We start from the raw sequence: 24769 nt of genomic DNA, 5'->3' as shown, positions 1-24769 counted from the left end.
CGTCGTCCGCCCGGAGGGCGGGCCGGGCGGCGTCAGGTGCGTGCTCTCGGCGTGCCGGCCCCAGACCCCTGTACTGGATGTACTGGGGTCTGGGGCCGGTGCGGCGAGAGTGCGTGCATGGCGCCGCCCGGCAGACGGGAATTGTCAGACAGGCCCTAGGCCTGTCCGGCGGATCACGGCCGTAGTGACAGGATCGCGGTCATGACCAACTCCCCCTTCGACGCCGTACTTTGCGATTTCGACGGGGTCGTGCGCCTGTGGGACCCGGACGGCATGGCCGCGCTCGACCGCCGGGCGGGACTGCCCGAGGGCAGTCTCGCGGCGGCCGCCTTCCGGCCCGCCCTGCTGGACGAGGCCGTCACCGGCCGGATCAGCGACGAGCGGTGGCGGCAGCGGGTGGCGGATTCCCTGACCGGGGACTGCGGGTCGGCGGCCGTCGCCCAGGACCTCGTACGCGGCTGGACGGCGCTGTCCGGTCGCGTCGACGCGGACGTCCTGGACCTGCTGACGTCCCTCCGGACCCGGGTCCCCGTGGTGCTGGTCTCCAACGCCACGACCCGGCTGGAGGCCGATCTCGCCGCGCTGGGCCTGGTGGACGCGTTCGACGCGGTGGTCAACACCGCCCGCATCGGGGTCGCCAAGCCGGACCACCGGGTCTTCGAGGCGGCGGCCCGGACCGTGGGCGCGGAACCGCGCCGCTGCCTGTTCGTCGACGACACCGCCGGTCATGTGGCGGCGGCGCGGGACGCGGGCCTGACCGGCCACCACTACCGGGGCGCCGGGGAACTGCGCGACGCCCTCGCGTCGATGGGGCTCTGACCGGCCCCGTTCACCGGGGCACGCTCCAGTGCTCGGCGACCCAGCGCTCCAGGGTGACCGGTGCGGGCAGCGCGCGGCGCAGGTCGCTCACCTCGGCCCGGAAGCCCACCTCGTTGAACCAGGCGAACATCGCGCCCATCTCCTCGCTGTGGGAGCGGAGTTGCTCGACGGGCAGCGGGACGAAGCGCACCGGCCGCCCGGCGGCGCGGGCGAACACCTCGGCCATTTGCGGCCCGGTGAGCGCGTCGCCGGCCATCTCCACGATGCGGCCGAGGTAGTCGGCCGGGGCGGCGAAGGCGGCGGCCGCGAGGGCGCCGATGTCATCGGGGCTGACCATCCGGAGCCGGGTGTCCGCGTCGAGCGCCAGGGTGAGCGTCAGCTCCTCGCCGTCCCCTCGCGGGCCCAGGCCCTCAAAGTTGGAAATGAAGAACGTCGGCCGCAGCACGGTCGCGGGCAGCCCCAGGGCCTCGATGTGCTGCTCGATCTCGCCCTTGCTCGCGAAGTGCCGTACGTCCCCGGCGCGGTCGGCGCCGTCGACGGAGCTGTAGACGACGTGCTGCACCCCCGCCCGGGCGGCGGCGTCCGCGACCGCCCGGCCCTGCCGGATCTCCCCGTCGAAACCGTCCGGCCCGGCGAAGGTCTGCACGCTGAACACCCCGTACGCCCCCACCAGGGCCGCGTCCAGGGAACGGGCGTCGTCCAGGTCCCCGCGTACGAGCACCGCCCCCGCCTCCTTCAGCGCGAGCGCGGCGGACGCGTCCGGATCGCGCACCAGCGCCCGTACGGTCCAGCCCTGCCCCAGCAGCGCCCGGGCAACGGCCCCGCCCTGCTTCCCCGTCGCGCCGGTGACCACGATGACTCGGTTGTCGGGCATGGGTGTTCCTCCTGCGTACGAGGTCCGCCCTCGGTGCGGCGGACCGGCATACCCAGACGGTGAACCCTCAAGCGCGATTGAGGTCAAGGGGAGGCGGTGAGCCGCCGCGTCACGGTCCCTCGGAGTACGGCGAAAGCGCTGTGCCGCCTTCCGTGCCGATGCCGTACACGTCGTCCGTGCTGAGGTTCTGCTGGGTGCGGTCGCCCTCGAAGAACAGGACGCGGCGCGACTTCCCCATGCGCTCGAAGCGTTTGATGAGGTCCTGGGCGAGGCCGGGAAGCGATTCGGGCGGTGCCGAGAGGGCACCGAACGTGCCGTCGTGGAAGTCGCCGGTCCGCGGGTCGCGCAGCGTCGCCCAGCCTCCCCTCAGGGGCAGGATCTGCAACAGGTACGTGTACGTGCCCGGGCTGGAGACGGCGTGCGGGGCGGTCGGCGAGACGCGCTGGTGACTCCTCTCGACCGGGACGATCAGATAGTCGCCGTCCCCTCCGGGCCCGGCCAGGATGTGCATGCGGCTGGAGCGTCCCCAGGAGGCGGGGGCCAGCACGCCTTCGCGTTCCAGGTCGAGCAGCAGGGACTGGGCGAGCCCGTCGCGGGCCGCGCCGTCGCCCATGGTGCCGGGGCGGGCCCTGCGGATGTGGAGGAGGGGCGCGTCGTCGGGGATGAGCGGAAGGAACCTGGTCACCACGGCGAGGGCTTGCTCCGTCGTCGGACGGATGGGGCCGTCCCGTACGACGATGACGCCCTCGATGGCGTCCGGATCCATGGGGGTCACGTCGGGGCGGCCGGTGGGGAGCACCGGTGCGGACAGCCCCCGGCCGCCGCAGTCCCTGTTCGCGCAGGAGGCCGCGACCACTTCCGGCGCGTCGACGGAGAGGGTGTACGAGGTCGGCCGCTGCGCCTTCAGACAGTCCCGGCACAGCGTGTACCGGCACTTCTGGCATTGCAGCCCGATGGGGTTCGTCGGCTGGATCTCCACGTCGTTGTCGGTGAACATGACCGCGTGTGTCGAGTACCAGCGGCCGTCACAGGACGAGCACGCCGTCGTGACCGGCGCCAGCAGTGCGTTCCACTGCTGCGTCTCGGTCAGGGGCTCGGGGGACGTCAGCCGCGCCGTGCGACTCTGGGCCAGCACGGTGAGCGCCACGAACAGCCCGTCGGGGTGCTCCGGATCGCGCCGCAGTCCGCGCAGGGCCTCGTCCAGCGCGGTACGGTGCCGCCCTTCCGCCAGCAGCCCCACCACCGTGTTCCGCAGGTCCGTGAGACGCGGGCTCCGTTTCCATTCCGCCAGTTCGAACCGCCGCATGGAGGTCACCGCCAATCTGCTAGTTCGGTTGCTTCGGCATGCCGCCCGGCTGCGGTCAGCGCCTGGACCGCCGCCTGCCGTGCGGCCTCGAAGAGAGCCGCGGGCAGGGGCGTCGACGACAGCAAGCGGTTGAGCTCGTTGATGGCCTCGTCCAGCCGGCCGAGCCGGATCAGCACCTGGGCCAGCGAGAGTGATCTGCGCTGCTGGTCGATCTGCGGCAGCGGAGTCGCCAGGACTTCGACCGGCGGTCTCCGGACCGCGCGGGCCAGCATCTCGGCGAGCATGGTGAACGACTGCGGGCGCTCGGACAGGTGTTGCTGCAGGCAGCTCGACAGGAGGACGCTGATGCCCTCACCGGGCGGGGTGACGGGCACCTGGGTCACCTTGGACTGCCCCCAGTAGTAGAGCTCGCTCTGCCGCTCACCGGGGCCCGAGGATGCGTAGTAGTCCAGCAGTTGCGCCCGCTGGGCGACCGGGTCGGACGCCAGGGCGAACGGGTAGGGGAGCCTGCCCGTGCACGCCTCGTAGAGGAGCACACCGAAGGAGAAGATGTCGGCGCGGGTGTCGCAGGGCTCCCGCCGCAGCACCTCGGGCGCGGCGTACGCCCAGGTGCCGCCCCGCGCGCCCGCGAAGCGTCCGTCCTGGATGCGCACCCGTTGGGCCAGGCCGAAGTCGGCGACCTTGGCCTGACCGTTCTCGTCCACGAGGACGTTCGACGGCTTGAGGTCGAGGTGGGCCACCTCCACGACGTGGGACAGGTGGGCCATTCCGGCGCACACCTGCTGAAGGAGTCCGGTGAGTGACAGCCCGGGCCCCAGTCCGATCAGGTCGGTCAGGGTGGAGGGCGCGTAGTCGAAGACGATGCCCGGCCGCCCGCGCACCTCGATGACGCCGAGCGTGGTGACGGTGTGCTGGTGCGGTTCGAGCCGGAGCAGCATTTCGAGTTCGTCGTCGCCGACGAGAGCGCCGGAGAGCGGGACCTTGATCGCGCGGCGGCCGCCGCGTTCGAGGTCATCGACAATGAGGACCCATGCCTGCCCGCCGCGGCGGATCTCCGCCACCGACCAGCGGTCGGACAGCACCTCCCCGATGGCCGCGGGCGCGCCCGCGAGAGGGGGAGGCGGCTCGTACGGTCCGGCGGCTGTCAGGTCGGTGCGGGAATCGGCGTCCAACTGGTTGATCACCCCTTCACTCGGGCGCCTCCGGCGTCATGTGCGCGTTCGGGTCGTACAGGTCGGGCGCGGAGAACTCCACCAGCATCGTTCCGCTCCCGACGCTCAGCCGGTCCTTGTCCCCGACTGGGCAGATGTCCCCCTTGGCGAGCTTCAACTGGCGTGTGGCGCCTGCCAGGAAGGCGGGGTGCGAACCGAGGTGCTGGTAGGTCAAGGAGGCCCCCACCAGGGCGAGATGACCGTGGAAACGACTGTCCCGGTGGTCCGGCAGGTACACGCGGTTGTGTACGTTGCGGCCGAACGAAACCGTGAAGTCATCCGATTCCAGAAAGAGTTCCGTCGATGCGCCGCGCACCCAGGACAGCCGGAGCGTGCCCCCGGCATAACGGCGTACGGGTGCGGCCGGCCGGAGCCGCTCGGGGGCGAGCGCGACAAGGCTCTCGGTCGGGGCGAGCAGCACGGTGTCGCGGTTCCAGTTCCCCGAGTTGAGACGGGCCGACACGATGCCGATGGCGCTGCCCGTGCCGGTGAGCAGCACCGGTGCGCCGCTCATGCCCGGCTGGGCGTGCCGGCAGCTCACCTTCACCCAGGCCCGGCCGTGCTGCGCCGTGGTGCCGACGTAGTGGCCGACGCCGGAGTCGTAGTCGCGGGACGCGGCGAATCCGCGGAGGTGGACCGGGTCGCCGGGGGTGGCGCTCGTGTGCGGAGTGAGCGTCACCGGGTCCCAGTCATCGGCTTCGCGTACCTGGATCAGCGCCACGTCGGCGGCGCCGTCCGAGGGCGGCGAGCAGTCGACGGGGAACGAGAACCCGGGCGCGGCGATCGGCTCGAAGGTCCACTGCGCGGCCCGGTGCGACGCGAGGACGTGAGCCGCCGTCGCGGCGAGCCCGTCGGCAGTGAGCACGACCGCCGTCGCCACGGGCTCACCGTCGCGCACCAGCCGTCCGATGGGGTCCACGGCGCCGCCTCAGTCCGGGAACAGCCGGTTGGCCATGTCGAGCAGGGGATCCCGGCCGGACCGGCCGTCCGCCGACAGCTGTTCCGTGTCCGAACCGCCGCCGGGAGCGCGGGAGGCCTGGACCGCCGCCGCCAGCCTGTGGCCGTTGAGGGCCGCCGTCTCGTTGGCACTCGCGCGGGACTCGGCGGCCTCGGTGCGGGCCGCCAGATCCGCCACCCGCTGCCGCTGCACCGTCGTGCCGAACAAGGCGCCGATGGCCGCGAACGCGACGGCCTCCACGGAGCCGAGGACAATGAGCAGACGCGACCAGGCGACCTCGGTCGCGTCGGTATGGAACGCCAGCCAGGCGAGCAGCCCGAGCCACAGCACGATGACGGTCACCGCGACGACGAGCGCGGCTCCGACGAGCGGCGTACCCGTCGCCGCCGCGTCCGCCGTCCCGGCGCCCGCGTCGGCGGCCGGATTCTCGGTTTCGGACACATGCCCCCCTGGGTGCTGATCCCTGACCGTCGCCAGTGATGCCTGATCGTCACTATGGTGCGCGAAGTAGCGCTGGGGCGCCCGTAATTCGAGCCACTTGAAGCACGAGGACCGTGCACGAGGCCGGCGACGACCGGGGCCTGACGCACCGCCCCCTGCGCGCCTACCCTGGACGCCATGGCCCCCACGGACTGGACCAGGCTCACCGAAGCGCGCGGACTACGGCGGCTGGGGATCGTGTGCGGGCACATCATCCGGCGGCCGCTCCTGCTCGCCGCCCTCGTGGGGGCTGCCTTTCTCGTCAACTGGCTCGGCAGGGACTTCCCCCTGCTGTACGGCGTGACACCCGTCATCGGAGCCCTCCTGCTCGGGGCCAGCATGGGCCGGTTCCGCCCGGTCGACCCGGACACCCCCGCCCCTCAGGCGTAAGGCCCCGTCACCCCGCGGCCCGCAGCACATCCAACTCGCACCCCGGCGCGGCCGGGTCGAAGCCGTGCTGGATCAGCCAGCGGTACGCGGTGAGGCTGCGCAGCGACCACCAGGCGCGGACGAGGTCCAGGTCGACGTCGGTGCCGTACCCGGTGACGAGGTCGCCCAGGCGCTCCTCGTGCCCCAGCGTCAGCGTGGCGAGGTCGAACAGCGCGTCCCCGCGCGACGCCTCGGACCAGTCGATGATGCCGGTGACCTCGTCGTCGTCGCCGGTGAACACATGGGTGATCTGCAAGTCGCCGTGCACGAACACCGGCTCCCACGGCCGCAGCGCCGCCTCCGCGATCCGGCGGTTGCGGATGACCAGCTCGGCGGGCAGCGCCTCGTGCGCGAGGAGCCAGTCGCACTCCCGCTCCAGCTCGGCCGCCAGGCCGTCCGCGCTCCGCCCGGGCCACGGCGGCAACGGCGCCTCGTGCAGCGTCCGGATCGCGGCCCCCGCCGCGGCCCAGGCCGCCGGTGACGCGGGCGACGGCTCGCCGAGGCGGCCCAGGGCCGTGCCCCGGACGGCGGCGAGCGCCAGCACGGACGGCTTCTGCCACAGCACCTCCGGCACCGGGACCGGCGCCAGGGCCAGCGCCTCGGCCTCGACGGCGATCCGCGCCCGGTCGGCGTCCACCTTCAGGAACATGTCCCCGACACGCAGCGTCGTCCGCTCGGAGTGGGCTACGACGACCTCGACCTCATCCATGCCGCCCAGTCTCCCCGTACAACGCCGCCCCCGTCAGGCCAGAGACGTCAAGTCCTCATCACTCAGCGACAGTTCGCCAGCCGCGATGTTCTCCTCCAGATGGGCCGGGGAACCGGTGCCTGGGATGAGCAGGATGTTGGGCGAACGGGCCAGCAGCCAGGCGAGCGCCACCTGCGGGACGGTCGCGTCGTGGCGCTTGGCGACGGCCTCCAGGCGCTCGGCGGTCAGGGGCTGGAAGCCGCCGACCGGATAGAACGGGACGTACGCGATCCCCGCTTCGGCACAGGCGTCGACCAGGGGATCGTCGTCGCGGCGCGCGATGTTGTACGCGTTCTGCACACAGGCGATCGGCGCCAGCTCGCGCGCCCGCGTGAACTGGTCGAGCGACACGTTGGAGATGCCGATGTGCCGGATCAGGCCCTCGTCGCGCAGGGCCAGCAGCGTCGTGAGGGGGCCGTCGAGCGGGGCGTCCTCATGACCCCGGTCGCCCATGCGCAGGTTCACCACGTCGAGCCGGTCCAGGCCGAGGGACGTCAGGTTCGCCTCCACCCCGCGTCGCAGCCCGTCCGGGGTGAGACCGCGCTGTTCGGCGGGCGGCAGCGCGATGTCCGGGCCCTCGACCAGGGCGCCTACCTTGGTGACGATCACCAGGTCGTCCGGGTAGGGGTGCAGCGCGGACCGGATCAGCTCGTTGGCCGAAACCCCGTCGCGCGCGTAGTAGTTCGAGGTGTCGATGTGATTGACGCCCAGCTCCACCGCCCGCCGCAGGATGCCGAGGGCGGCGTCGCGGTCGGGCCGCTCACCCCGGGGCCACCCCGTCAGCTTCATCGCGCCGTAGCCGACCCGGGCGACCCCCAGGTCGCCACCCATGTTCCATCGCGTGGAGTTCATGCCCCCCAACGTAGATCACCGGATCCGTTCACAACTCGCCGACGGGGAATGAGAGTTGGCCGTCGCCCCACCACACCCCACGGACCGTCCGGCCCGGCCGCCCGCTACCGCCCGTCCAGCTGCAACGGCGGGTTCGGGTCGGACTCGTCGCTCATGAAGTCCTTCATGCCCTGCCAGAGCGAGCGGGCCCGGTGGACCGTGGCGCCCCGGACGTCGGCCAGGACCTCGGCGCGCTCGCCGAAACCGGCCGGGAGCGGTGGGAGGCCGAGCGCGGTCAGGGTGTGGATCAGGAGTTCCGAGGGGTCGCCCGGGTCCCTCAGCAGCCGTGCGATCTCCCGGGCGTCGCCCTGGCCCGCCGCCGCGACGAGCAGTTCCGCGTCCTGGCGCGCGGTCTCCTGGGAGGGAGTCGAACCGGCCCCCGCCCACCGGTGCCGGGCGGCCGTCCGGCCCTTGGCGACGACGGACAGCACGCACGCGTCGGCCCCCTCGCGCCGGGCGACCAGCGTGGTCATCCCGGCGGAGTCGAACGCGGTCTCCGCCACCGCCGCCAGACCGTCGAGCCGCAGCACCGTCGCCCGGCGCCCGCGCTTGCCCGGCGCCTCCTCCGAGGGGGCCGGCTCCATCAGCGTCCACCGCCCGGCCGGGGCGAGCCGGACGGTCGCCCCGCACAGCAGCAGCTCCTGCGAGACGCGCTGCGGTGCGCCGGGCACGTACGCGATCTCATGGGCCGCCTCCGTCCGTACGGACTCCGGGAGGGGGACGCCGGGGGCGGGGACGGTGCCGTTACGGGGGACGGAGGCGGCGAGTCCGGCCCGGGCGCCGTCCCGGAAGTGCCGGAACGCCTCCAGCGGCTCGCCCGCGTAACTCCACGGGTACGTGGTGGCGTACCGCCCGATGGAGCGGTAGACGTCCAGCGATTCGGCCCAGCGTTCGCGCCCGTTCAGCACCCACACCAGGTGGTTGCGGATCAGCCGCGCCGCGTGGTCCTCGGGCGGGCGCGAGGCGGAGTACGCCTGCGCGGTGGCGATGATCGCCTCGACCCCGTCGGGGCCGGGGATGCCCCGCTTCCTCTCCCGTGGCTCGACCTCGGTCAGGGCCACGACCTCCAGGGCGCGCAGGGGTGAGCCCTCCGGCGCGTCGGCGGCGACGCCGGCCGCGTAGCCGAACATCTCCTCGTGGCTGCCGTGCCACTTGTCGGCGAGGTACTGCACGGCGTGCACATGGGTGGCCAGGTGGTGGGGCGCGCAGGCGAGCGCCTGGCCCAGGCACTCCTCGAAGACGTCGCGCGGGGCCTGGGCGCCGATGCAGTGGGGCAGAGCGGCGGACCAGGGCACCGGGTCGCCGGGGCTCGCCGCGACGGCCGCCTCGATGACGGGCAGCGCGTCGTCCAGCAGCGTGCGGAAGGCCCGGTACTGTTCCTCGCTCACGTCCTTGGCCCGCGCGGCCGTGCGGACCGCCCACGCCTCTTTGATACGCCGGAACGCGTCGACGGCGAGCGCGTCGGGATCCTCCGGCGACTCGTCCAGCCAGGCTCCCAGCCGGGCCGCGTCGGCCACGGCGATCTCGGCGAGCGCGGTGACGACCTCGTGCCGGAGCGTCCAGTCTGCCTCCGCGCGGGTGGCGGCGAGGAGCGCGCGGACCGGCTCGTACGCGCCCCGCCGGGCGGCGGCCAGCGCCTCGACGGCCCGCGCGTCCGGCGCGTCCACGACGATCGCGTGATCCGGCACCAGGCCGACCCCGGTCGCCTCCAGGTTTCTGACCATCCGCCCCACCTTGCCGAACACCCGCGCCCCCTCCGTAAAACCGTATGTACCGGCCATGATCCCCGCCGCACCGCACGCACGGCACCCCGGCTCCCGAGTCGTGTCCATCCCGCCGTCCCCGCGTGACTCGCGGGCGCGCCCCGTACCGTGCCCCCATGGGATTCTCAGGTCATCTGGTCTTCGCCCGCAGCCAACGCCCCCTGCTGGAGGCGCCCCTGTTCACCGACATCGCCCCGGAACCGGACGTCGAGGCACACGAGTGGCCGTCCCGCCCGGGCGGCTGGCGGACCCTGCAACTCAAGAACGGCATCTGGGAGTACGAGATGCTGTCCGGCCTGGTCGAATGGACCGGCGCACCGGCCTGCGTGGCCGACGTCAGCGACAGCGCCGTCGCGTTCGTCGCCGGCCTGGACACCGAGGGCCGGCACTGGCATGCCTGGCTCAACATGGACAACGCCGCGAGCGTACTTCTCGAAACTCCCGAGGACGTGGACGACGAGAGCCTGTGGTTCGACACCCCGGATTTCGAACTGGCCTTGGCCCGCAAGCGAGCGGAGCTGGACGCCGAGGTCCCGGTGACCGCCAGGCACGCTCTCGCGTGGGCGAGGGCGGCAGGCGTCCACACCACGGCCGAACAGCACCACATCGAGGAACTGCTGCGCACCCACTCCACGTTCGCGGAGGACCTGTTCGCCTCGCTCCTGGACGAACTGGACTTCCCGGAGGCCCCTCGCTCCTGACCGCAACCCGAGTGACCGCCGGGAACCCACTGCCTAGGGTGTGCGCATGTCGCTCAGCCGCATGGTCCTGTCCTCGGGCCGTTCCGTCGATCTCACCGAGATACGCATGTCCTCGACGTACGCCGGGTTCCTGGAGGGCTACCCGTGCAAGCCCGTCAACGAGATGGTGACCCGGCGGCTTCAGTGGCAGGCGGAACAGACGTTTCCCTCCACCCCGTCCCATCTGGTGCCGCCGCGCCTCACGTACAAGGACCCGACCCCCAGAGCGTTCGGGCCCGTGGTGGAGCTGCCTCCCGTGGCCTGCGTCGGCCTCTTCCGCTCGACGGCGATCGCCCCGGACCTCGACCCGGTCCTGCACCGCTCGTCCCTCGCCGTGGTCTGGTTCCAGACCCCCCTGTCCGTTCCCACGGACGAGTCCGCCGACCCCGGGCTGCGCGACCTGAACTGGGACGAATTGGCCGGGGACTACGAGCTCTAGGGCGCGTCGCGCGCGGTACCCACCGTCGGCGAAGGCGCCGGGCGGCCACCGGCCTACCGGCGTCCCTCTTCGCCCTCGGCGCATTCCTCGACCCACGCGCACAGCCGACGCATAAGGCTCAAGTAATGGGGGGTGGGGTCCTCGTCAACCCGCATGTGTGGCGCGTCCTGGAGCCACCGCTGCCACAGGCCCTCCGGCTGCCGGAAGCGGTGGGCCCGTCCGCCTCCGAGGTTCAGGTCGACGTACCGGAAAGCGCCCATGACGACGGCCTGGTCGTACGCGAGGTCGGGGCGCCGGAGATAGCGGTCGAGGTAGGCAGAGAACAGATCGGCGTCGCGCTCCGTTCCGAAACCGGCCAGGGCCACGCAATAGGCCAGGCCCGCGCAGCAGACCTCGCTGGCCAGCAGGAGTTCGCCGAGGCGCTCACGGAATTCGGTCCGGCCCGACACGGCCACCAGCCAAGCCGCAGTCCTCCGTTCCCGCCAGCCGCCCTCCAGAAGCTCGGCGATCTCATCTGCGGTGATGAGTCCCGCGTCCTCGCGGAGATCGCGCATGAAGCGGCCGCGTTCAGGATCCTCCAGGCGCAGCAGACCGCCGCCGAGCTTCAGGTAGCGCCGCTGGGGTGTGACGTAGCGGCGAACCGGGGCCGGCAACTCGGGACCTCCGTGAGGGTGGCGTATCACGCCGCCGATTCTGCCCCGCCTCGCGCGGGGAAGACTCGCGCGGGTCAGCCGCCGTGGAGGCCCCACGCGTCGAGGCCCCCGTAGACGAGCGCTTCGAGGCACTGCGGGGCATCGAGGGCCACGGCCTCGCCCCGGTACACGGCGATGAGGGAGTCTTCGCCCCGCCACCAGGAGTCGGTCACGCCCTGCACTTCGGGCACGGGTTCGAACGCCCCGAGATCCAGTACGTCGACGGCCCGGCCCGTGACTCTCGTGACGGTTGTGGCCCAGCGGCGGGCATGATCGGCGAGGGCCAGGGACTCCACCCATCCCGCCGTACTGCCGTGCAGGGGCGTCCAACGCCGGGCGTCGATACCGAACGCACCGTCGGGGCCGATCACGAAGCCATAAGCCATGGACACCCGGCAGTCCCCGGCCAGGAACGACCAGCCTCCCTCAGGCGTCGCCTCGGGACAGTCGGCACCCAGGACGCGCGGACCTCCCTCGTAGAACGGGGCCGGCGGCAGGGCGAGACCGCCCCAGCGGTCCTGGAAGACACCGGCCCGCTCGATCTCCGCAGCGGGGATCCCGTGGTCGAGCCACGCGTCGCGGTGCCGCCGTACGTCCTCTCGGCGAACGCGGATGCCCTGCGTCTCGACGAATCGCCGGGCCCTGAGGCTCAGTCCGCCGGGCGCGACCGGGACGGACGACACGGGCTGGTCAGCCACGACCGCCCTCCCCCTCACCGACGTGGAGGACGGCCGACGCGATCTCCCGCACCCGCTCCGGGCTGATCCCCGTGCGCTGCTCGACGGCGAGGGGGTGCTCGGTGGGCTCCAGCTCGACGAAGGGCCGCTCACCGAGGGGACGGGTATGGACGTGCGTCTTCAGGTTGAGCGTCGTCGCCGGGTACACCGGAAGCTCCGTGGTGAGCCAGCCGAAGTACGGCTTCTCGGCCTCGCGCCCGGGTTTGTCCCACAGGTCCGAGGCCCGCGAGAAGTTCTCTCGGCTGAGCTAGACCCAGACGCCCCAGGAGAACACCTCGTCGCTGCCGATGACCGGTATCTCGATCAGTCCCTTGACGAAGTAGTGCTGCCCGTGGACCACGCACTGGTCCGTGGAGAGCAGGCAGTCGTCGGCGTCGGCGAATGCCGGATCCCATACGGCGGGAGCCTCGGCCGTGTAGTTCATCGGCAGCTCAGCGTGCTGGGCCCCGCAGCACGCGCAGGTGAAACCCGGGTGATCGGTCATGGGCTCGGAGCCTAGCGACGACCTCGCGACGTGCCCGGCGGGGGCATGCCGCACCGAGCCGTCAGGACGGAGCGCCCCCGTCCTCCCCCCGCTGCCGCCGATAGTGGCGAGCCGCCCGCGCCCGGTTGCCGCAGGACGGTTTGCACCACTCCTGGCGGCCGTGGCTCTTGATGAAGTAGCGGACGCAGCGCGGCGCGGTGCAGGAGCGGAGCTGCGTACGCTGCGGGCCGCTGAGGAAGTTGATCGCGTCGCGGGCCAGGGCGGCGAGCAGCCGGATGGACGGGGCGGTCTCGTCGGACAGCAGCCGGACGGCCGGAACTCCCTCGTCGGGCCAGTCGAGTTGAGGCGCGACCGGCTCCCGCGCAGCAGCCGCGTTGAGGCGGGCCGTCGCCTCGGCGGCGGGCATCAGGTGGTGGGCGTCCGCCGGGCTGGCGGGTGCGGGGCTGACCGCTCGGGCGAACAGGGAGCGGACCGCCTGCCGGAGTTCGATGAGGTCGCGCCTGAGGGGTTCGTCCGCGACGAGGTCGGCGGCCGACCGCTCCTGGATCCAGCGCGTCGCGCCCTCGACCGTGGCCAGGTCGTCCGCGACACCGCCGTCCCCGTCGTGACGGATCGTGCTCGCCAGTTCCAGTGCCGGCCAACGCTCCACAGGGCGCCCCTTCCTCTTCCGGTTCCGACCACTTGAACACACGCCTGCGCACACCCTAAAGTCCCTAACGGAAAAACTGAAAACAACCGTTAGAGGTGATCGCGGCATGACCCTGCTCGCACAGATCAGCGACCTGCACCTGGACGGCAGTACGCGGGCGACCCGGCGCGCCACCCGCGTCATGGACTACCTGCGCGCCCTCCCCCGCCCCGTCGACGCGCTCCTGGTCACCGGGGACATCGCCGACCACGGCACCGAGGCGGAGTACGAGGAGGCGGCCCGGATCCTGGCCGCCCCCTTCCCCGTACTCCTGTGCCCCGGCAATCACGACGTGCGACCGGCGTACCGCAAGGCCCTCCTCGGGGAGGCGCCCGGCGACGGCCCCATCAACCGGGCCCACCACATCGCCGGGACCGCGATCCTGATGTGCGACGCCACCATCCCCGGCCGCGACGAGGGGCGCCTCGACGCCGAGACGCTGGCCTGGATCGACGCCACCCTGAGCGCGCTGCCGCGGGACACCCCCGCACTGATCGCCTTCCACCAGCCGCCGGTCGAACTCCACCACCCGCTGCCCGACTCCTGCAGGCTCGAAGAGCCGGAAGCCCTGGCCGACTTGCTCGCCGCGCACCCGCAGGTCGTCGCCGTCCTCACGGGCCACGCCCACACCGCGGCCGCGTCGGCCTTCGCCGGGCGGCCGTTGATCGTCGGACCGGCGGTCACCTGGACGCTGCGGCTGCCCTGGGAAGGCGACCGGGCCGCCGACCTGGACCAGCCGCCCGGCCTCGCGTTCCACGTCCTGTCCGACGACCGGCGCCTGACCACGCACTACCGGGTCGTGCTCTGATCGTGGTCCACCCCGTCGCCGTCGCCGGGTTCCTGGTGGCGATTCTCCCCCTGATCGCCACCCCCGGCGCCAGCCTGGCCCTGCTGGTCCAGTACGTCACCGAGGGCGGCCGCCGCCGCGCGCTTCCGGTCGTCCTCGGCACGGTCACCGGCCTGTACGTCCACGCCGCGCTCGCCGCGGCCGGCCTGTCGGCGCTGGTCATGCACTCCAGCGTGGCCTTTACGGTCGTCAGGCTCATCGGCGCGGTCTATCTGATCGGCCTGGGCGTGTGGACCTGGCGGACCGCGACGCCAGCCCCGCGCCGCCGCCCGAGGCGTCGTACGGACTCCGTCTACGTCCAGGCGCTCCTGGCCAACGTCCTCAACCCCAAGGCGGCGTCCATCTACCTGACCCTGACCCCCCAGTTCCTCGCGCCCGACCACCCCCTCGGCGGTCAGATCCTCACCCTGGCCACCGCCCACGCCCTGCTGATCACGCTCTGGCTCACCGCCTGGACGTTCCTCGTCCTGCGCGCGACCCGCGTCCTCCGGACCCCCCGCTTCAAACGAACTGCCACCAGGGCCACTTCAGCGGTCCTGATCGCCCTCGGTGTCCGGAGCGCCGTCACGTAGAGCCTGCTGGGGCGCCCCCGCACTACCCCCCGACCGGCCCCACCCCCGTAGCCGCGACGGACAGTTCCCACAGCCGGGCCGCCGCGTCGGGGTCGACCGCGTAGGCGCGGACGCCGCCCTCGCCCGTGGTCCCGGTGACGGAGGCGATCTCGCAGTCCTCCAGATACACGCCGCCCCGGTCCGCCAACAGCGGTGACGTGGCTGCCCACAGGCCGGTGGCGGCGCCCTGCGAGGCGGTCTTGAAGCCCTCGCCGATCACGTTGCCGTGCTCGTCCACCCATCCGCGCTCCACCTGCTCCTGGAGCGTCATGTCCCGCTGCAACCCGGTGATGATCGCCCCGGGGTGGAGCGCGAAGGCCCGCACGCCGTCGCCCCGGCCGAGGGCGTCGAGGTGCACGGCGAAGAGCACGTTGGCCGTCTTGGCCTGGCCGTACGCGTGCCACTTGTCGTATCCGGTACGGAAGTGGGGATCGTGCCGGCGGAAGTCCGTGATGCCGTGGCCGCCGGAGCTGTAGACCACGACGCGCGCCCCGGCACCGGCGGCCAGGAGCGGGTACAGCTCGCAGGCGAGGGTGAAGTGCCCGAAGTGGTTGACCGCCAGCTGGCTCTCCCACCCGGGCCCGACGCGTCGCTCCGGGGTGGCCATGATCCCGGCGGTGGCGAAGAGCAGGTCGAGCCCGGTCAGCGTCTCGCGGAGGTGCGCGGCCGCCGCCCGTACGGTTCCGAGGTCGGCCAGGTCCATGGCGATGACCTCGACGTCCCCGCCCACCCCGGCGAGCGCGGCACGGGCGACGTCGGGCCGCCGCGCCGGAACGACCACCCGTGCCCCGGCGGCGACGAGCGCCCGGGTGGTTTCGAGCCCGAGCCCGGAGTATCCGCCGGTCACGACGGCGTTCCGGCCGGAGAGGTCGATGCCCGCGATGACGTCCTGGGCGGTGCTGGCTGCGGAGAAGGGGGAGCCGAGCGGCTGCTGTCCGATGCTGTTCATACGCCGAAGCTACGACCTGGACCGCGCTCTAGATCAAGTCCTACGCTGCGCCGCATGGCAGCAACCACCGACACCCTGGGCATAGGCGAGGTCTCCGCCCGCACCGGCCTCGGCGTCCACGCCCTCCGCTTCTACGAACGCGAGGGCCTGCTCGTGGGCCCGGTGCACCGCACCTCCGGCGGCCGGCGCCGGTACAGCGCGCTCGACGTCGACTGGCTGCTGATCTGCGTGAAGCTGCGGGAATCCGGAATGCCCCTGGCCGAGCTGAAACGGTTCGCCGACCTCGTACGCCAGGGCCCGGGCAACGAGGCCGAGCGCCTCCACCTCCTGGACACCCACCGCCAACGCGTGGACGCCCAGATCGCGGCCCTGGAGGAGTGCCGCTCGGTCATCACCTGGAAGGTCGGCGTCTACGCGGACCACCTGGCCCGCGGAAAGGCGGACGGCCTCTGGGACCCGACGGGCAGGCCCGAGGAAGCCTCTGGAAATATCGAACGATGACTACTGGTGCACCGCATGACGCCGAGTCACTTGCCGTCGGGGCGCTTGAGTGGCTGATGAAGGCTGCCCGAGACGTCGGCCACGGTCTGGCCTGGCCCTACAACCTCGCTGCCGAGCAGGTCACACCGACCCTGTACAGCGGGACGTCGGGGGTGCTGCCCGCTCTCCTCGACGCATGGCGGTACTTCGCCGACGACCGCTACGCGGACGCGGCCTCGCGTGGTGCCCGCAGCGTCGCCGCCGTGGTCGGCGAATGGGAGAACAGCGGGCTGTACACGGGGGTCGCCGGGATGGCTGTCGCGTTGCGGGGCGTGCACCGGACACTCGGCGACACCGCGGCGGGGGCGGCCGCCGACCGTGCTCTGGACGTTCTCCGGTCCCGCTTCGACGGCGAAGGGTGGAACGACTCCTACGAACTCATCGTCGGCAACGCCGGCATCGCGCTCGCCGCGCTGGAGTGCGGTGATCTCGATCTGGCCCAACGGGCCGTCGCCCGCTATGCGCGCACCGCCGAAACCACCGCCGCCGGCGTCCAGTGGGAGATCCGGGCCGGCGCCGTCCCGCGTCTGCACCACATATCGCACGGGACCCTGGGCATCGTCTACGCGCTGGCCGCCGTGGGACGCGCCGCCGACCGCCCCGATCTGCTCGACCTCGCCCTGGCCGGCGCCGCCGACGTGGTCGCGCGCGATGAGGCGGGCCCGGACGGGTTCCTCGTCGCGCACTCCGATCCGCAGCAGGAACACGAGAAGATCGAACGTCACAGCTACGGCTGGTGCCACGGCACGGCCGGCGACGCACAGGTGTTCCGCCTGCTGAGCCACATCCGGGCCGACGACTCCGCTTGGCCCGCCCTCGTCGACCGCTGCTGGCACACCCTGGTCGAATCCGGCGTTCCACGACGCATCCGTCCCGGCTTCTGGGACAACAACGGCCGCTGCTGCGGCACCGCCGGGGTCCTCGCCCTCGCCTGCGACCGCCAGGTCGAACGAGGCGACGGCGGCGACTTCGCCGATGTCCTCGTCACCGACCTCGCGGTCCGCGCGAGGACCGATGACAACGGCATCTCCTGGTCCAACTTCGAGCACCGTGAGACGCCGAGCGACCTCGCTCCCACCACTGGCTGGTCCATGGGCAACGCCGGCATCATCCGCGAACTCCTGCGCCACGCCCGCATCACGTCAAACCGCGATCCCCGGTACGCGGTCCCCTTCCCGGACCACCCGCCCACCCACTGAATCCGGCACGGGCAGGCACTCGGCCAGCAGGTCGAGGACGTCGCGCCAGGCGCGCTCCGCGTGCCGTGGGTGGTGCCCGACGCCGGGAAGGGTCGTGTGGTCGACCGGCGGGTGGTGGAAGGCGTGCAGGGCGCCGCCGTAGACCACGAAGCGCCAGTCGACGCCCGCGGACCGCATATCGGCCGTGAACGCGTCCCGTTGCGCGGGGCCCATGATCGGGTCCTCCGACCCGACCCCGGCCCACACCGGGCAGCGGATGCGCGCGGACTCGCCCGGCCGGCCGTCGCTCAGTCCGTTGACGGTCCCGATCGCACGCAGGTCGACGCCGTCGCGCCCGAGTTCCAGCGCGATCATGCCGCCGGTGCCGTAGCCGATGGCAGCGATCCGGTCGGGGTCGGCCCTCGGCTCGGCGCGCAGCACGTCGAGCCCCGCGTGACCGACGCCCCGCATCCGCTCGGGGTCGTCGAGCAGCGGCAGGCAACGGGCCAGCATCTCCTCGGGCTCGCCCAGGTACCGCCCACCGTGCAGGTCGAAGGCCAGCACTACGTAACCCAGCTCGGCCAGGGCCTCGGCCCGCCGCCGCTCGACGTCGCTGAGCCCCATGCCCTCCGGCCCGAGCAGCACGCCGGGCCTGCGGCCGTCACCGGCCGGGAGCGCGAGGTGCCCGACCATCGTCAGACCGTCGGCCGGGTACGTGACCGTGCGCGTGGTAACCGTCGTCATGAAACGGACCGTAGTCCGCACCGAGCCCGCCCGGACCGGGGTTCACCACCGGCGGAACGACGCGGGCTTCCCGTCGGTCGCGCCCTGGAATGCCGCCGACCGCCTCACCACGACCGCGGCGGCCCTCGCACAGCGGTCCGCCTCACCCGGATGAGCCCGCCCGTGCGGCCCCACGTTCTCGCTGTGCGCGACGAGCCGGAAGATCAGCGCGCGGATCAGCATCTGCGGCCAGTCGGGATGACCGCCGCCCGTCGCCAACAGCTCGGGCGGAACGTCATCGCACCCGGCGCACCTTGTTTTCGCCCGACTCCGGCAGACGCGGCCACCGGCTGCGTCGAGACGGCACGGCGCCGTACTACTTCGTCTCGTTCGGGTGACTCGTGTGCACCTGTTCAAGGAACACCGTGCGCCCCTCCACGAAGTACCAGATGCGGGCGGTGCCCTTCGCCGTCGGCTTGTGCTGCCAGCGCTCGTGGGTGGCGCCGCCTCGCCGGACCGCCCCGAGCTCACCCTTCAGCCGGTAGTTCGTGGGCGTCGTGGACAGGGGTGTCCGGGTGAGGAAGTCCCACGTCTCCGTCATTTGATTGCGAATCGTCGCGACGAGATCCCGCCACCCCTTCAGCGCGTCGGCGGTGGCGAAGCGGATCTCGTACTCGGTCCTTCTCGGAGGCCGGGGGACCAGCTCCCCCTTTTTCGCAGCGGCCACGGTCAGGGACGCTCCACGCTCTCGTCCTCGTCCAGCCATTCGGGTTCGGCACTGCCGAGTCCCGCAGCCACCGCCGTAGCCGTCTCTCTCCAGGACGTCAGCTCGGCGATCGCCAGATGCGGCTGATTGGTAGCGAAGGACGCACGCGCGGCATCAACCAGGTCCTGCGCGCAGGACTCCCGGTCGGACGGCGACAGCGCGAGCATCCAGGGGAAAGCCTTGGCCATGCGCGCGGAGAGCGGCCCGCCCTCGTCCAGCGTCACAGTGATGAGCTGCGCGGCGAAGTCCAGCAGCCGGGCACGGCCCTCTGCCTCTCGCTGGGACATCAGGACCAGCGCAGCACCATCACGGCGGGTCACCGTGACGGGGTGATTCTCGGCCTCGGCGAAGACCTCGGCCGGGTGCTTGCTCAGGTCCGAGGAGCGCCGGGTCGTGGCGGAGAGGCCAGCTGTGATGGTCATACACCGAGGGTATTCGGAACGTATTCGGAAGTCCAGGGGAGCGCGGCGATCCGGCACCCCGACAGGGTGACCTCAGCCCCCGCTCCTAAGCCTCCCGCGCCCCCGCCTCGGCGGAAGCCCCCGTCGTCCCCGTAGCCGGCGCCCCCCGGAACGACAGCACCACGGCCAGTCCGCAGCCGCAGGTGATCGCCCAGTCGGCCAGGTTCATCACGCTGAAGTCGCGGACCGCGATGAAGTCGACCACCGCGCCCTGGAAGTCGCCGGGGGTGCGGAAGACGCGGTCGGTGAGGTTGCCGAGGGCGCCGCCGAGGAGCAGGCCGAGGGCGACGGCCCACGGGGTGCTGGCCAGGCGGCGTGAGGAGCGGATCACGACGACGACCACGGCCGTGGCGACCAGGGTGAAGACGATCGTCGTCGCCGCGCCCATGCCGAAGGCGGCGCCGGGGTTGCGCTGGACGCGGAGCACCAGCCAGTCCCCGAGCACCGACACGGTCGTACGGCCTTCGAGCTTCGCGACCACCGCGAGCTTGGTCCCGAGGTCGACGGCGTACGCGAGGGCCGCGACCGCCCACAGCAGGTAGGCGCGCCTGCGCACACTTGTCGTCACGTCCGGCATGCTCGCCCTCCCGGCCCTCGTCGCACCACGGACGGCACGCTCCCGGCAGGGAACGTATCCCGCTCAGGGGCTCCCCGTCACCGTCCGCCCGCCCGGTCCCGCAGCTCCCGGCGGAGGATCTTGCCCGACGCCGCCCGGGGCACCGTCTCGATGAATTCGACCGCCCGGACCTTCTTGTACGGGGCCACCCGCTCCGTCACCCACGCCATCAGGTCCTCCGCCGTCACCGGCGCACCCGCGCCCCGGACCACGTAGGCCTTCGGGATCTCGTTGCCGTCGGGGTCCTGGACGCCGATCACCGCCGCGTCCGCCACCCCCTCGTGGCCGAGCAGCAGCGCTTCCAGCTCCGCGGGGGCGACCTGGTAGCCCTTGTACTTGATGAGCTCCTTCACGCGGTCGACCACGAAGAGCCAGCCCGCCTCGTCCACCCGGCCGACGTCGCCGGTGTGCACCCAGCCGTCCGGGTCGATCATCTCGGCGGTCGCGTCGGGGCGGCCCAGGTACCCCTTCATGACCTGGGGGCCCCGGATCAGGATCTCGCCGGGCTCCCCGGCCGGGGCGTCGGCGGACGGGTCGTCCAGGGACACGATGCGCATCTCTGTGTTCGGGAGCAGCGTGCCGACGGCCCCCGGCGGCGGGTTCTCGGCGGCGAGCGGGACGACGTGCGTGCCCGGGGACAGCTCCGTCATCCCGTACGCCTGGCGGACCGGCGGCAGCCCGAGGCGGCGGGAGCAGGCGGTGGCCAGGTCCGCGTCCAGCGGGGCGGCGGCGCTGACGATGTACTCCAGCGAGGACAGGTCGTAGCGGTCGACCACCGGGTGCTTCGCGAGGGCCAGGACGATCGGCGGAGCCACGTACAGGCCGTTGATGCGGTGCGTCTCGATCGCCGCCAGGAACTGCGCGAGGTCGAAGCGCGGGAGGACGACGACCGTGGCGCCGTGGCGCAGGGGGGCGTTCATCAGGGCCGTCAGGCCGTAGATGTGGAAGAAGGGGAGGACCGCCAGGATGCGGTGGCCCTCCCCCAACGGCACGAACGGGACCAGCTGTTCCAGGTTCGTCGCCATCGACCGGTGCGTCAGCATGACGCCCTTCGGCGCGCCCGTCGTGCCCGAGGAGTACGGGAGGGCCGCGACGTCCTCCGCCGGGTCCACGGTCACCATCGGTTCCGGGGCGGTCGTGGTGAGCATGTCCAGGAGCGAGGCGTGCCCCTCCGCGTGGTCGCAGACGAACACCTCCTCGATGCCGCCCACGAGTTCGGCCGCCCGGCGCGCGACCGCGAGCAGCGGGGACACCGTGACGATCCAGCGCGCGGAGGAGTCGCGGAGCTGCTTCGCGAACTCCTCCGCCGTGGCCAGCGGGTGCACCGTCGTGACCGTGGCGCCCGCCCGCGTCGCGGCGTGGAAGACGGCCGGGTACGCGATGGTGTTCGGGCTGTGCAGGGCGAGCACGTCGCCCTTGACCAGCCCGGCGGCCGCGAGTCCGGCCGCGATCCTGCGGTGGAAGGCGTCGAGCTGCGCGTAGGTGAGGCGGCTGCTCTCGTCGGTGCCGTCGATCAGGGCGACGGTCTCGCCGAACCGCTCGGTGGCGTGCCCGAGCACCGCGTCGTGGATGGCGGCGTCGAGCGGCTGTACGTCGGGGTAATCGCTGCGGAACACGTGCGCCATGCTGGGTCGGTCCCTTCGGTGCGGTGGGGGCGGCGGCCTCTCGCGTGCGTACGGGCAACTGTGCGCCTCTCAGTACGACTTGGGGAGTCCCAGGGTCTGGTGGGATACGTAGTTCAGGATCATTTCCCGGCTGACCGGGGCGATCCGCGCCACCCGCGCCCCCGTGATCAGCGAGGCCAGCCCGTACTCGCGGGTGAGCCCGTTGCCGCCCAGCGTGTGCACCGCCTGGTCCACCGCCCTCACGCACGCCTCGCCCGCCGCGTACTTCGCCATGTTCGCCGCCTCGCCCGCGCCGAAGTCGTCGCCCGCGTCGTACAGCCGGGCGGCCTTCTGCATCATCAGGCGGGCCAGTTCGAGTTCGATGTGGGCCTGGGCCAGCGGGTGGGCGATGGCCTGGTGGGCGCCGATGGGCTCCTTCCAGACCTGGCGCGTCTTCGCGTACTCGACCGCCCGGCCGAGCGCGTAACGCCCCATGCCGATACCGAAAGCCGCGGTCATGATGCGCTCCGGGTTGAGCCCGGCGAAGAGCTGGAGCAGCCCCGCGTCCTCATCCCCCACCAGCGCCTCGGCGGGCAGCCGCACATCGTCCAGGACCAGTTCGAACTGCTTCTCCGGGGCGTGGACCTCCATGTCGATCTGATTGCGCTGGAAGCCGGGCGTCTCGCGCGGGACGATGAACAGGCACGCCTTGAGCTTGCCGGTCCGCGCGTCCTCCGTGCGGCCGACGATCAGCGTGGCGTCCGCGATGTCCACGCCGGACACGAACACCTTGCGGCCGGTGAGCAGCCAGTCGCCGCCGTCCCGGCGCGCCGTGGTCGTGATGCGGTGCGAATTGGAACCGGCGTCCGGCTCGGTGATGCCGAACGCCATGGTGAGGGAGCCGTCGGCGAGCCCGGGGAGCCACTGCCGCTTCTGCTCCTCCGTGCCGAAGCGGGATATCACCGTGCCGCAGATCGCGGGCGACACGATCATCATCAGGAGCGGCGAGCCGGAGGCGCCCAGCTCTTCGAGGACGATGGACAGCTCCGCCATGCCCGCGCCCCCGCCGCCGTACTCCTCGGGGAGGTTCACGCCGAGGAAGCCCGCCTTCGCGGCCTCGGCCCACAGCTCGCGGGGGTGGGCGCCCTCGCTGACGAGGGACTGCATGTACTCCCGCCCGTACCGCTTCCCGAGGGCGGCGACGGCGGCGCGCAGGGCCTGGTGCTCTTCGGTTTCGAGGACGGTGCTCATGCGGGCTGCTCCTCAGAAGGGTCCGTGGATGATTCGGTGACTACGGCGAGCAGGGCGCCGACCTCCACCTGGAGGCCGGGCGCGGCGTGCAAAGCGGTGAGGGTGCCGGAGGCGGGGGCGAGGATGCGGTGCTCCATCTTCATCGCCTCCAGCCAGATCAGCGGCTGCCCGGCCACCACGTCCGCCCCCTCCGCGAGGCCGTCCGCGAGGCGGACCACCGTGCCGGGCATGGGCGCGAGCAGCGAACCGGGTTCGGTGCGGTCGGCCGGGTCGGTGAAGCGGGGCAGGGCGGTGAAGGTGTACGCGCCGGAGGCGGTGTCGACGTGGACCTTGCCGTCGGCCGGGAAGACGTCGAAGTGCCTTGTGACGCCGTCGTGTTCGAGGGTGACGCGGGCGCGGCCCGCCGACACGACGCGGATGCCGTCGGTGCCGACGGTGAGGCCGCCGTCGCGGGTCGGGCGGTACGTGATCTCGTGCTCGCCGCCGTCCGGTTCGCTGCGGTAGCGGCGGAGCTGGGGCTGCGAGGGGAGGTTGCGCCAGGCGCCGAAGCGGGTGAAGCCGCCCCTGGTGGCGGAGGTGGCGTTACGGGCCGCCTCGGCCACGGCGGCGGCGGTGGCCGCGAGCCGGGTCGCGGCTGCGTCCGGGGCGCGGGTCAGCTCCGGCAGGTGCCGGTCGTAGAACCCGGTGTCCAGCCGCCCGCCCACGAAGTCCGGGTGGCGCAACGACCGGACGAGTAGGTCCCGGTTGGTCACCGGCCCGTGGATGCGCGCCCGTTCCAGCGCGCGGGCGAGCAGCCGCACCGCCTCGGCCCTGGTCGGGGCCCGGGCGATCACCTTGGCGATCATCGGGTCGTAGTGCACGCCGATCGTGTCGCCGCCGGTGTACCCGGTGTCGAGGCGCACTCCCGGCACGTCCAGCGAGAGCAGTGCTCCGGTCTGCGGCTGCCAGTCTCGCGCCGGGTCCTCCGCGTACAGCCGGGCCTCCACGGCGTGCCCGGAAGGCGACGGGGGCTCGGCGGCCGGCAGCGGCTCGCCCTCCGCGATCCGGAGCTGGAGCGCGACGAGGTCGAGCCCGAACACCTCCTCGGTCACCGGGTGCTCCACCTGAAGCCGCGTGTTCATCTCCAGGAAGTACGGCCGCCCGCCGGGTGCGACCAGGAACTCCACGGTCCCGGCCCCCCGGTAGCCCACGGCCCGGGCGGCCGCCACCGCCGCCTCGTGCAGCCGCTCCCGCAGCTCGTCCGGCAGGCCCGGCGCGGGCGCCTCCTCGATGACCTTCTGGTGCCGCCGCTGGAGCGAGCAGTCCCGGGTCCCGAGCGCCCACACCCCGTCGTGCTCGTCGGCCATGACCTGGACCTCGACGTGCCGGCCGCGTTCCACGTACGGCTCGGCGAACACCTCGCCGTCCCCGAACGCGGACAGCGCCTCGGCCCCGGCGGCGGTCAACTCACCCGGCAGATCGACCAGTTCCCGGACGATCCGCATCCCGCGCCCGCCGCCACCGGCCGCCGCCTTCAGCAGCAGCGGCAGGTCCTCGGCTGTCGCGGCGGCCGGGTCCACGGGCGCGAGGAGCGGCACCCCGGCGGCGGCCATCAGCTCCTTGGCGCGGGTCTTGGACGCCATCAGCTCGATCGCCTTGACGGGCGGCCCGATCCACCGCAGCCCGGCGTCCTGCACGGCGGCGGCGAAGTCAGCGTTCTCGGAGAGGAACCCGTAGCCGGGGTGCACGGCGTCCGCCCCGGCCGCGAGCGCGGCGGCCACGACGAGATCGCCGCGCAGATACGTGTCGGCGGGGGCCGCGCCCGGCAGCCGTACGGCGGTGTCGGCCTCCCGGACGTGCAGCGCACCGGCGTCCGCGTCGGAGTACACGGCGACGGTGGCGATGCCGAGGGCCCGGCAGGTGCGGAAGATCCGGCAGGCGATCTCGCCCCGGTTGGCGACGAGCAGACTGTTGATCACGTGGAG

General features: G+C 72.6%; 28 protein-coding genes and 1 pseudogene. 9 read left to right on the top strand and 20 right to left on the bottom strand.

Annotated features, from left to right (window positions below; all coding sequences use genetic code 11):
- Positions 1-201: 201 nt before the first annotated feature.
- Positions 202-819 carry an HAD-IA family hydrolase gene (locus AMK18_RS09570; protein ID WP_073862498.1) on the top strand — a complete coding sequence of 206 codons (618 nt, stop codon included), beginning with the start codon at positions 202-204 and terminating at the stop codon, positions 817-819.
- A 10-nt stretch (positions 820-829) separates the two neighbouring features.
- Here the strand turns inward: AMK18_RS09570 and AMK18_RS09565 are convergent, their stop codons facing one another.
- The 5 genes from AMK18_RS09565 to AMK18_RS09545 all read right to left on the bottom strand — a co-directional run bounded on the left by AMK18_RS09565 (position 830) and on the right by AMK18_RS09545 (position 5609).
- Positions 830-1693 carry an NmrA/HSCARG family protein gene (locus AMK18_RS09565; RefSeq protein ID WP_073862497.1) on the bottom strand — a complete coding sequence of 288 codons (864 nt, stop codon included), beginning with the start codon at positions 1691-1693 and terminating at the stop codon, positions 830-832.
- A gap of 109 nt (positions 1694-1802) precedes the next feature.
- Positions 1803-2999: a hypothetical protein gene (locus AMK18_RS09560; RefSeq protein ID WP_241836520.1), complete on the bottom strand. Its 1197-nt coding sequence runs from the start codon at positions 2997-2999 to the stop codon at positions 1803-1805.
- Positions 3000-3004: 5 nt separating this feature from the next.
- Positions 3005-4171: a serine/threonine-protein kinase gene (locus AMK18_RS09555; protein WP_143202260.1), complete on the bottom strand. Its 1167-nt coding sequence runs from the start codon at positions 4169-4171 to the stop codon at positions 3005-3007.
- A 16-nt stretch (positions 4172-4187) separates the two neighbouring features.
- Complete coding sequence (locus AMK18_RS09550) at positions 4188-5129, bottom strand: trypsin-like peptidase domain-containing protein (RefSeq protein ID WP_073862494.1); 942 nt, start codon at positions 5127-5129, stop codon at positions 4188-4190.
- 9 nt (positions 5130-5138) lie between these two features.
- Positions 5139-5609: a hypothetical protein gene (locus tag AMK18_RS09545; protein WP_073862493.1), complete on the bottom strand. Its 471-nt coding sequence runs from the start codon at positions 5607-5609 to the stop codon at positions 5139-5141.
- Positions 5610-5786: 177 nt separating this feature from the next.
- On the opposite strand from AMK18_RS09545, the gene AMK18_RS09540 reads away from it, so the two are divergent.
- Positions 5787-6038 carry a hypothetical protein gene (locus AMK18_RS09540; protein WP_073862492.1) on the top strand — a complete coding sequence of 84 codons (252 nt, stop codon included), beginning with the start codon at positions 5787-5789 and terminating at the stop codon, positions 6036-6038.
- Positions 6039-6045: 7 nt separating this feature from the next.
- Here AMK18_RS09540 and AMK18_RS09535 read toward each other — a convergent pair whose 3' ends face one another.
- The 3 genes from AMK18_RS09535 to AMK18_RS09525 form a co-directional block, all read right to left on the bottom strand.
- The gene (locus tag AMK18_RS09535) at positions 6046-6786 is read right to left on the bottom strand and encodes a phosphotransferase family protein (RefSeq protein WP_073862491.1); all 741 of its coding nucleotides are present in this window, start codon (positions 6784-6786) and stop codon (positions 6046-6048) included.
- 33 nt (positions 6787-6819) lie between these two features.
- A complete protein-coding gene (locus AMK18_RS09530) occupies positions 6820-7677 on the bottom strand; it encodes an oxidoreductase (protein WP_073862490.1) in 858 nt (285 codons plus the stop codon).
- A 104-nt stretch (positions 7678-7781) separates the two neighbouring features.
- Positions 7782-9440: a hypothetical protein gene (locus AMK18_RS09525; protein ID WP_241836519.1), complete on the bottom strand. Its 1659-nt coding sequence runs from the start codon at positions 9438-9440 to the stop codon at positions 7782-7784.
- A gap of 155 nt (positions 9441-9595) precedes the next feature.
- Here AMK18_RS09525 and AMK18_RS09520 point away from each other — a divergent pair, with 155 nt between their 5' ends.
- Entirely contained in the window at positions 9596-10180 is a 585-nt protein-coding gene (locus AMK18_RS09520) for a hypothetical protein (protein WP_241836518.1), read from the top strand.
- Between the two features lie 46 nt (positions 10181-10226).
- Positions 10227-10658, top strand: a complete 432-nt coding sequence (locus tag AMK18_RS09515; RefSeq protein WP_073862487.1) for a hypothetical protein — start codon at positions 10227-10229, stop codon at positions 10656-10658.
- Positions 10659-10711: 53 nt separating this feature from the next.
- Here AMK18_RS09515 and AMK18_RS09510 read toward each other — a convergent pair whose 3' ends face one another.
- The 4 genes and pseudogenes from AMK18_RS09510 to AMK18_RS09495 form a co-directional block, all read right to left on the bottom strand.
- Positions 10712-11341, bottom strand: coding sequence for a DUF6000 family protein (locus AMK18_RS09510; RefSeq protein ID WP_073862486.1), 630 nt, complete (start codon positions 11339-11341; stop codon positions 10712-10714).
- A gap of 44 nt (positions 11342-11385) precedes the next feature.
- Positions 11386-12048, bottom strand: coding sequence for a hypothetical protein (locus AMK18_RS09505; RefSeq protein WP_073863210.1), 663 nt, complete (start codon positions 12046-12048; stop codon positions 11386-11388).
- Positions 12041-12511, bottom strand: a pseudogene (locus AMK18_RS09500) (DUF2199 domain-containing protein). Before AMK18_RS09500 ends, AMK18_RS09505 begins: the two are co-directional and overlap by 8 nt.
- Positions 12512-12632: 121 nt before the next feature.
- On the bottom strand, positions 12633-13220 hold the full coding sequence (locus tag AMK18_RS09495) for a CGNR zinc finger domain-containing protein (protein WP_073862485.1): 588 nt from the start codon (positions 13218-13220) through the stop codon (positions 12633-12635).
- Between the two features lie 106 nt (positions 13221-13326).
- On the opposite strand from AMK18_RS09495, the gene AMK18_RS09490 reads away from it, so the two are divergent.
- Both AMK18_RS09490 and AMK18_RS09485 read left to right on the top strand, forming a co-directional pair.
- The gene (locus AMK18_RS09490; protein WP_073862484.1) at positions 13327-14067 is read left to right on the top strand and encodes a metallophosphoesterase; all 741 of its coding nucleotides are present in this window, start codon (positions 13327-13329) and stop codon (positions 14065-14067) included.
- A gap of 2 nt (positions 14068-14069) precedes the next feature.
- Positions 14070-14678, top strand: coding sequence for a LysE family translocator (locus AMK18_RS09485; RefSeq protein WP_073862483.1), 609 nt, complete (start codon positions 14070-14072; stop codon positions 14676-14678).
- Positions 14679-14700: 22 nt separating this feature from the next.
- On the opposite strand, the gene AMK18_RS09480 is transcribed toward AMK18_RS09485, so the two are convergent.
- The gene (locus AMK18_RS09480; RefSeq protein ID WP_073862482.1) at positions 14701-15666 is read right to left on the bottom strand and encodes an SDR family NAD(P)-dependent oxidoreductase; all 966 of its coding nucleotides are present in this window, start codon (positions 15664-15666) and stop codon (positions 14701-14703) included.
- A 54-nt stretch (positions 15667-15720) separates the two neighbouring features.
- Between AMK18_RS09480 and AMK18_RS09475 the strand changes: the two genes are divergently transcribed.
- Together AMK18_RS09475 and AMK18_RS09470 are read left to right on the top strand one after the other, a co-directional pair.
- Positions 15721-16167: a MerR family transcriptional regulator gene (locus AMK18_RS09475; RefSeq protein ID WP_073862481.1), complete on the top strand. Its 447-nt coding sequence runs from the start codon at positions 15721-15723 to the stop codon at positions 16165-16167.
- A 56-nt stretch (positions 16168-16223) separates the two neighbouring features.
- Complete coding sequence (locus AMK18_RS09470; RefSeq protein ID WP_073862480.1) at positions 16224-17405, top strand: lanthionine synthetase LanC family protein; 1182 nt, start codon at positions 16224-16226, stop codon at positions 17403-17405.
- Here AMK18_RS09470 and AMK18_RS09465 read toward each other — a convergent pair.
- Positions 17349-18128: a dienelactone hydrolase family protein gene (locus AMK18_RS09465; protein ID WP_073862479.1), complete on the bottom strand. Its 780-nt coding sequence runs from the start codon at positions 18126-18128 to the stop codon at positions 17349-17351. The two genes, AMK18_RS09470 and AMK18_RS09465, sit on opposite strands and share 57 nt — an antisense overlap.
- On the opposite strand from AMK18_RS09465, the gene AMK18_RS34860 reads away from it, so the two are divergent.
- Positions 18127-18282 (top strand): hypothetical protein, encoded by a 156-nt coding sequence (locus AMK18_RS34860; protein WP_198956973.1) that lies wholly within the window; start codon positions 18127-18129, stop codon positions 18280-18282. The genes AMK18_RS09465 and AMK18_RS34860 overlap by 2 nt on opposite strands.
- Before the next feature lie 201 nt (positions 18283-18483).
- Here the strand turns inward: AMK18_RS34860 and AMK18_RS09455 are convergent, their stop codons facing one another.
- From AMK18_RS09455 to AMK18_RS09430, 6 genes are all read right to left on the bottom strand, one after another.
- Positions 18484-18834, bottom strand: a complete 351-nt coding sequence (locus AMK18_RS09455) for a hypothetical protein (RefSeq protein ID WP_198956972.1) — start codon at positions 18832-18834, stop codon at positions 18484-18486.
- Positions 18835-18836: 2 nt separating this feature from the next.
- The gene (locus tag AMK18_RS09450) at positions 18837-19295 is read right to left on the bottom strand and encodes a type II toxin-antitoxin system Phd/YefM family antitoxin (RefSeq protein WP_018101458.1); all 459 of its coding nucleotides are present in this window, start codon (positions 19293-19295) and stop codon (positions 18837-18839) included.
- Between the two features lie 85 nt (positions 19296-19380).
- Positions 19381-19911 carry a signal peptidase II gene (lspA, locus tag AMK18_RS09445; RefSeq protein ID WP_073862476.1) on the bottom strand — a complete coding sequence of 177 codons (531 nt, stop codon included), beginning with the start codon at positions 19909-19911 and terminating at the stop codon, positions 19381-19383.
- A 77-nt stretch (positions 19912-19988) separates the two neighbouring features.
- Entirely contained in the window at positions 19989-21575 is a 1587-nt protein-coding gene (locus AMK18_RS09440; RefSeq protein WP_073862475.1) for an AMP-binding protein, read from the bottom strand.
- A 69-nt stretch (positions 21576-21644) separates the two neighbouring features.
- On the bottom strand, positions 21645-22805 hold the full coding sequence (locus AMK18_RS09435) for an acyl-CoA dehydrogenase family protein (RefSeq protein WP_073862474.1): 1161 nt from the start codon (positions 22803-22805) through the stop codon (positions 21645-21647).
- Positions 22802-24763 (bottom strand): acetyl/propionyl/methylcrotonyl-CoA carboxylase subunit alpha, encoded by a 1962-nt coding sequence (locus AMK18_RS09430; RefSeq protein WP_073862473.1) that lies wholly within the window; start codon positions 24761-24763, stop codon positions 22802-22804. The genes AMK18_RS09435 and AMK18_RS09430 overlap by 4 nt, the downstream gene beginning before the upstream one ends.
- Between the last annotated feature and the right edge of the window lie 6 nt (positions 24764-24769).

This window comes from Streptomyces sp. CB01249 (genome assembly GCF_001905735.1).
Classification (GTDB): domain Bacteria; phylum Actinomycetota; class Actinomycetes; order Streptomycetales; family Streptomycetaceae; genus Streptomyces.
This window is presented reverse-complemented; position numbering and strand designations above follow the sequence as displayed.

Coding starts and splice junctions, on each gene's coding strand:
- AMK18_RS09440 (WP_073862475.1), bottom strand. CDS start 21,575: ATGGCGCACGTGTTCCGCAGCGATTACCCCGACGTACAGCCGCTCGAC.
- AMK18_RS09465 (WP_073862479.1), bottom strand. CDS start 18,128: ATGACGACGGTTACCACGCGCACGGTCACGTACCCGGCCGACGGTCTG.
- AMK18_RS09540 (WP_073862492.1), top strand. CDS start 5,787: ATGGCCCCCACGGACTGGACCAGGCTCACCGAAGCGCGCGGACTACGG.
- AMK18_RS09470 (WP_073862480.1), top strand. CDS start 16,224: ATGAAGGCTGCCCGAGACGTCGGCCACGGTCTGGCCTGGCCCTACAAC.
- AMK18_RS09565 (WP_073862497.1), bottom strand. CDS start 1,693: ATGCCCGACAACCGAGTCATCGTGGTCACCGGCGCGACGGGGAAGCAG.
- AMK18_RS09450 (WP_018101458.1), bottom strand. CDS start 19,295: ATGACCATCACAGCTGGCCTCTCCGCCACGACCCGGCGCTCCTCGGAC.
- AMK18_RS09535 (WP_073862491.1), bottom strand. CDS start 6,786: ATGGATGAGGTCGAGGTCGTCGTAGCCCACTCCGAGCGGACGACGCTG.
- AMK18_RS09475 (WP_073862481.1), top strand. CDS start 15,721: ATGGCAGCAACCACCGACACCCTGGGCATAGGCGAGGTCTCCGCCCGC.
- AMK18_RS09560 (WP_241836520.1), bottom strand. CDS start 2,999: ATGCGGCGGTTCGAACTGGCGGAATGGAAACGGAGCCCGCGTCTCACG.
- AMK18_RS09530 (WP_073862490.1), bottom strand. CDS start 7,677: ATGAACTCCACGCGATGGAACATGGGTGGCGACCTGGGGGTCGCCCGG.
- AMK18_RS09480 (WP_073862482.1), bottom strand. CDS start 15,666: ATGAACAGCATCGGACAGCAGCCGCTCGGCTCCCCCTTCTCCGCAGCC.
- AMK18_RS09525 (WP_241836519.1), bottom strand. CDS start 9,440: ATGGTCAGAAACCTGGAGGCGACCGGGGTCGGCCTGGTGCCGGATCAC.
- AMK18_RS09570 (WP_073862498.1), top strand. CDS start 202: ATGACCAACTCCCCCTTCGACGCCGTACTTTGCGATTTCGACGGGGTC.
- lspA (WP_073862476.1), bottom strand. CDS start 19,911: ATGCCGGACGTGACGACAAGTGTGCGCAGGCGCGCCTACCTGCTGTGG.
- AMK18_RS09520 (WP_241836518.1), top strand. CDS start 9,596: ATGGGATTCTCAGGTCATCTGGTCTTCGCCCGCAGCCAACGCCCCCTG.
- AMK18_RS09515 (WP_073862487.1), top strand. CDS start 10,227: ATGTCGCTCAGCCGCATGGTCCTGTCCTCGGGCCGTTCCGTCGATCTC.
- AMK18_RS09435 (WP_073862474.1), bottom strand. CDS start 22,805: ATGAGCACCGTCCTCGAAACCGAAGAGCACCAGGCCCTGCGCGCCGCC.
- AMK18_RS34860 (WP_198956973.1), top strand. CDS start 18,127: ATGAAACGGACCGTAGTCCGCACCGAGCCCGCCCGGACCGGGGTTCAC.
- AMK18_RS09490 (WP_073862484.1), top strand. CDS start 13,327: ATGACCCTGCTCGCACAGATCAGCGACCTGCACCTGGACGGCAGTACG.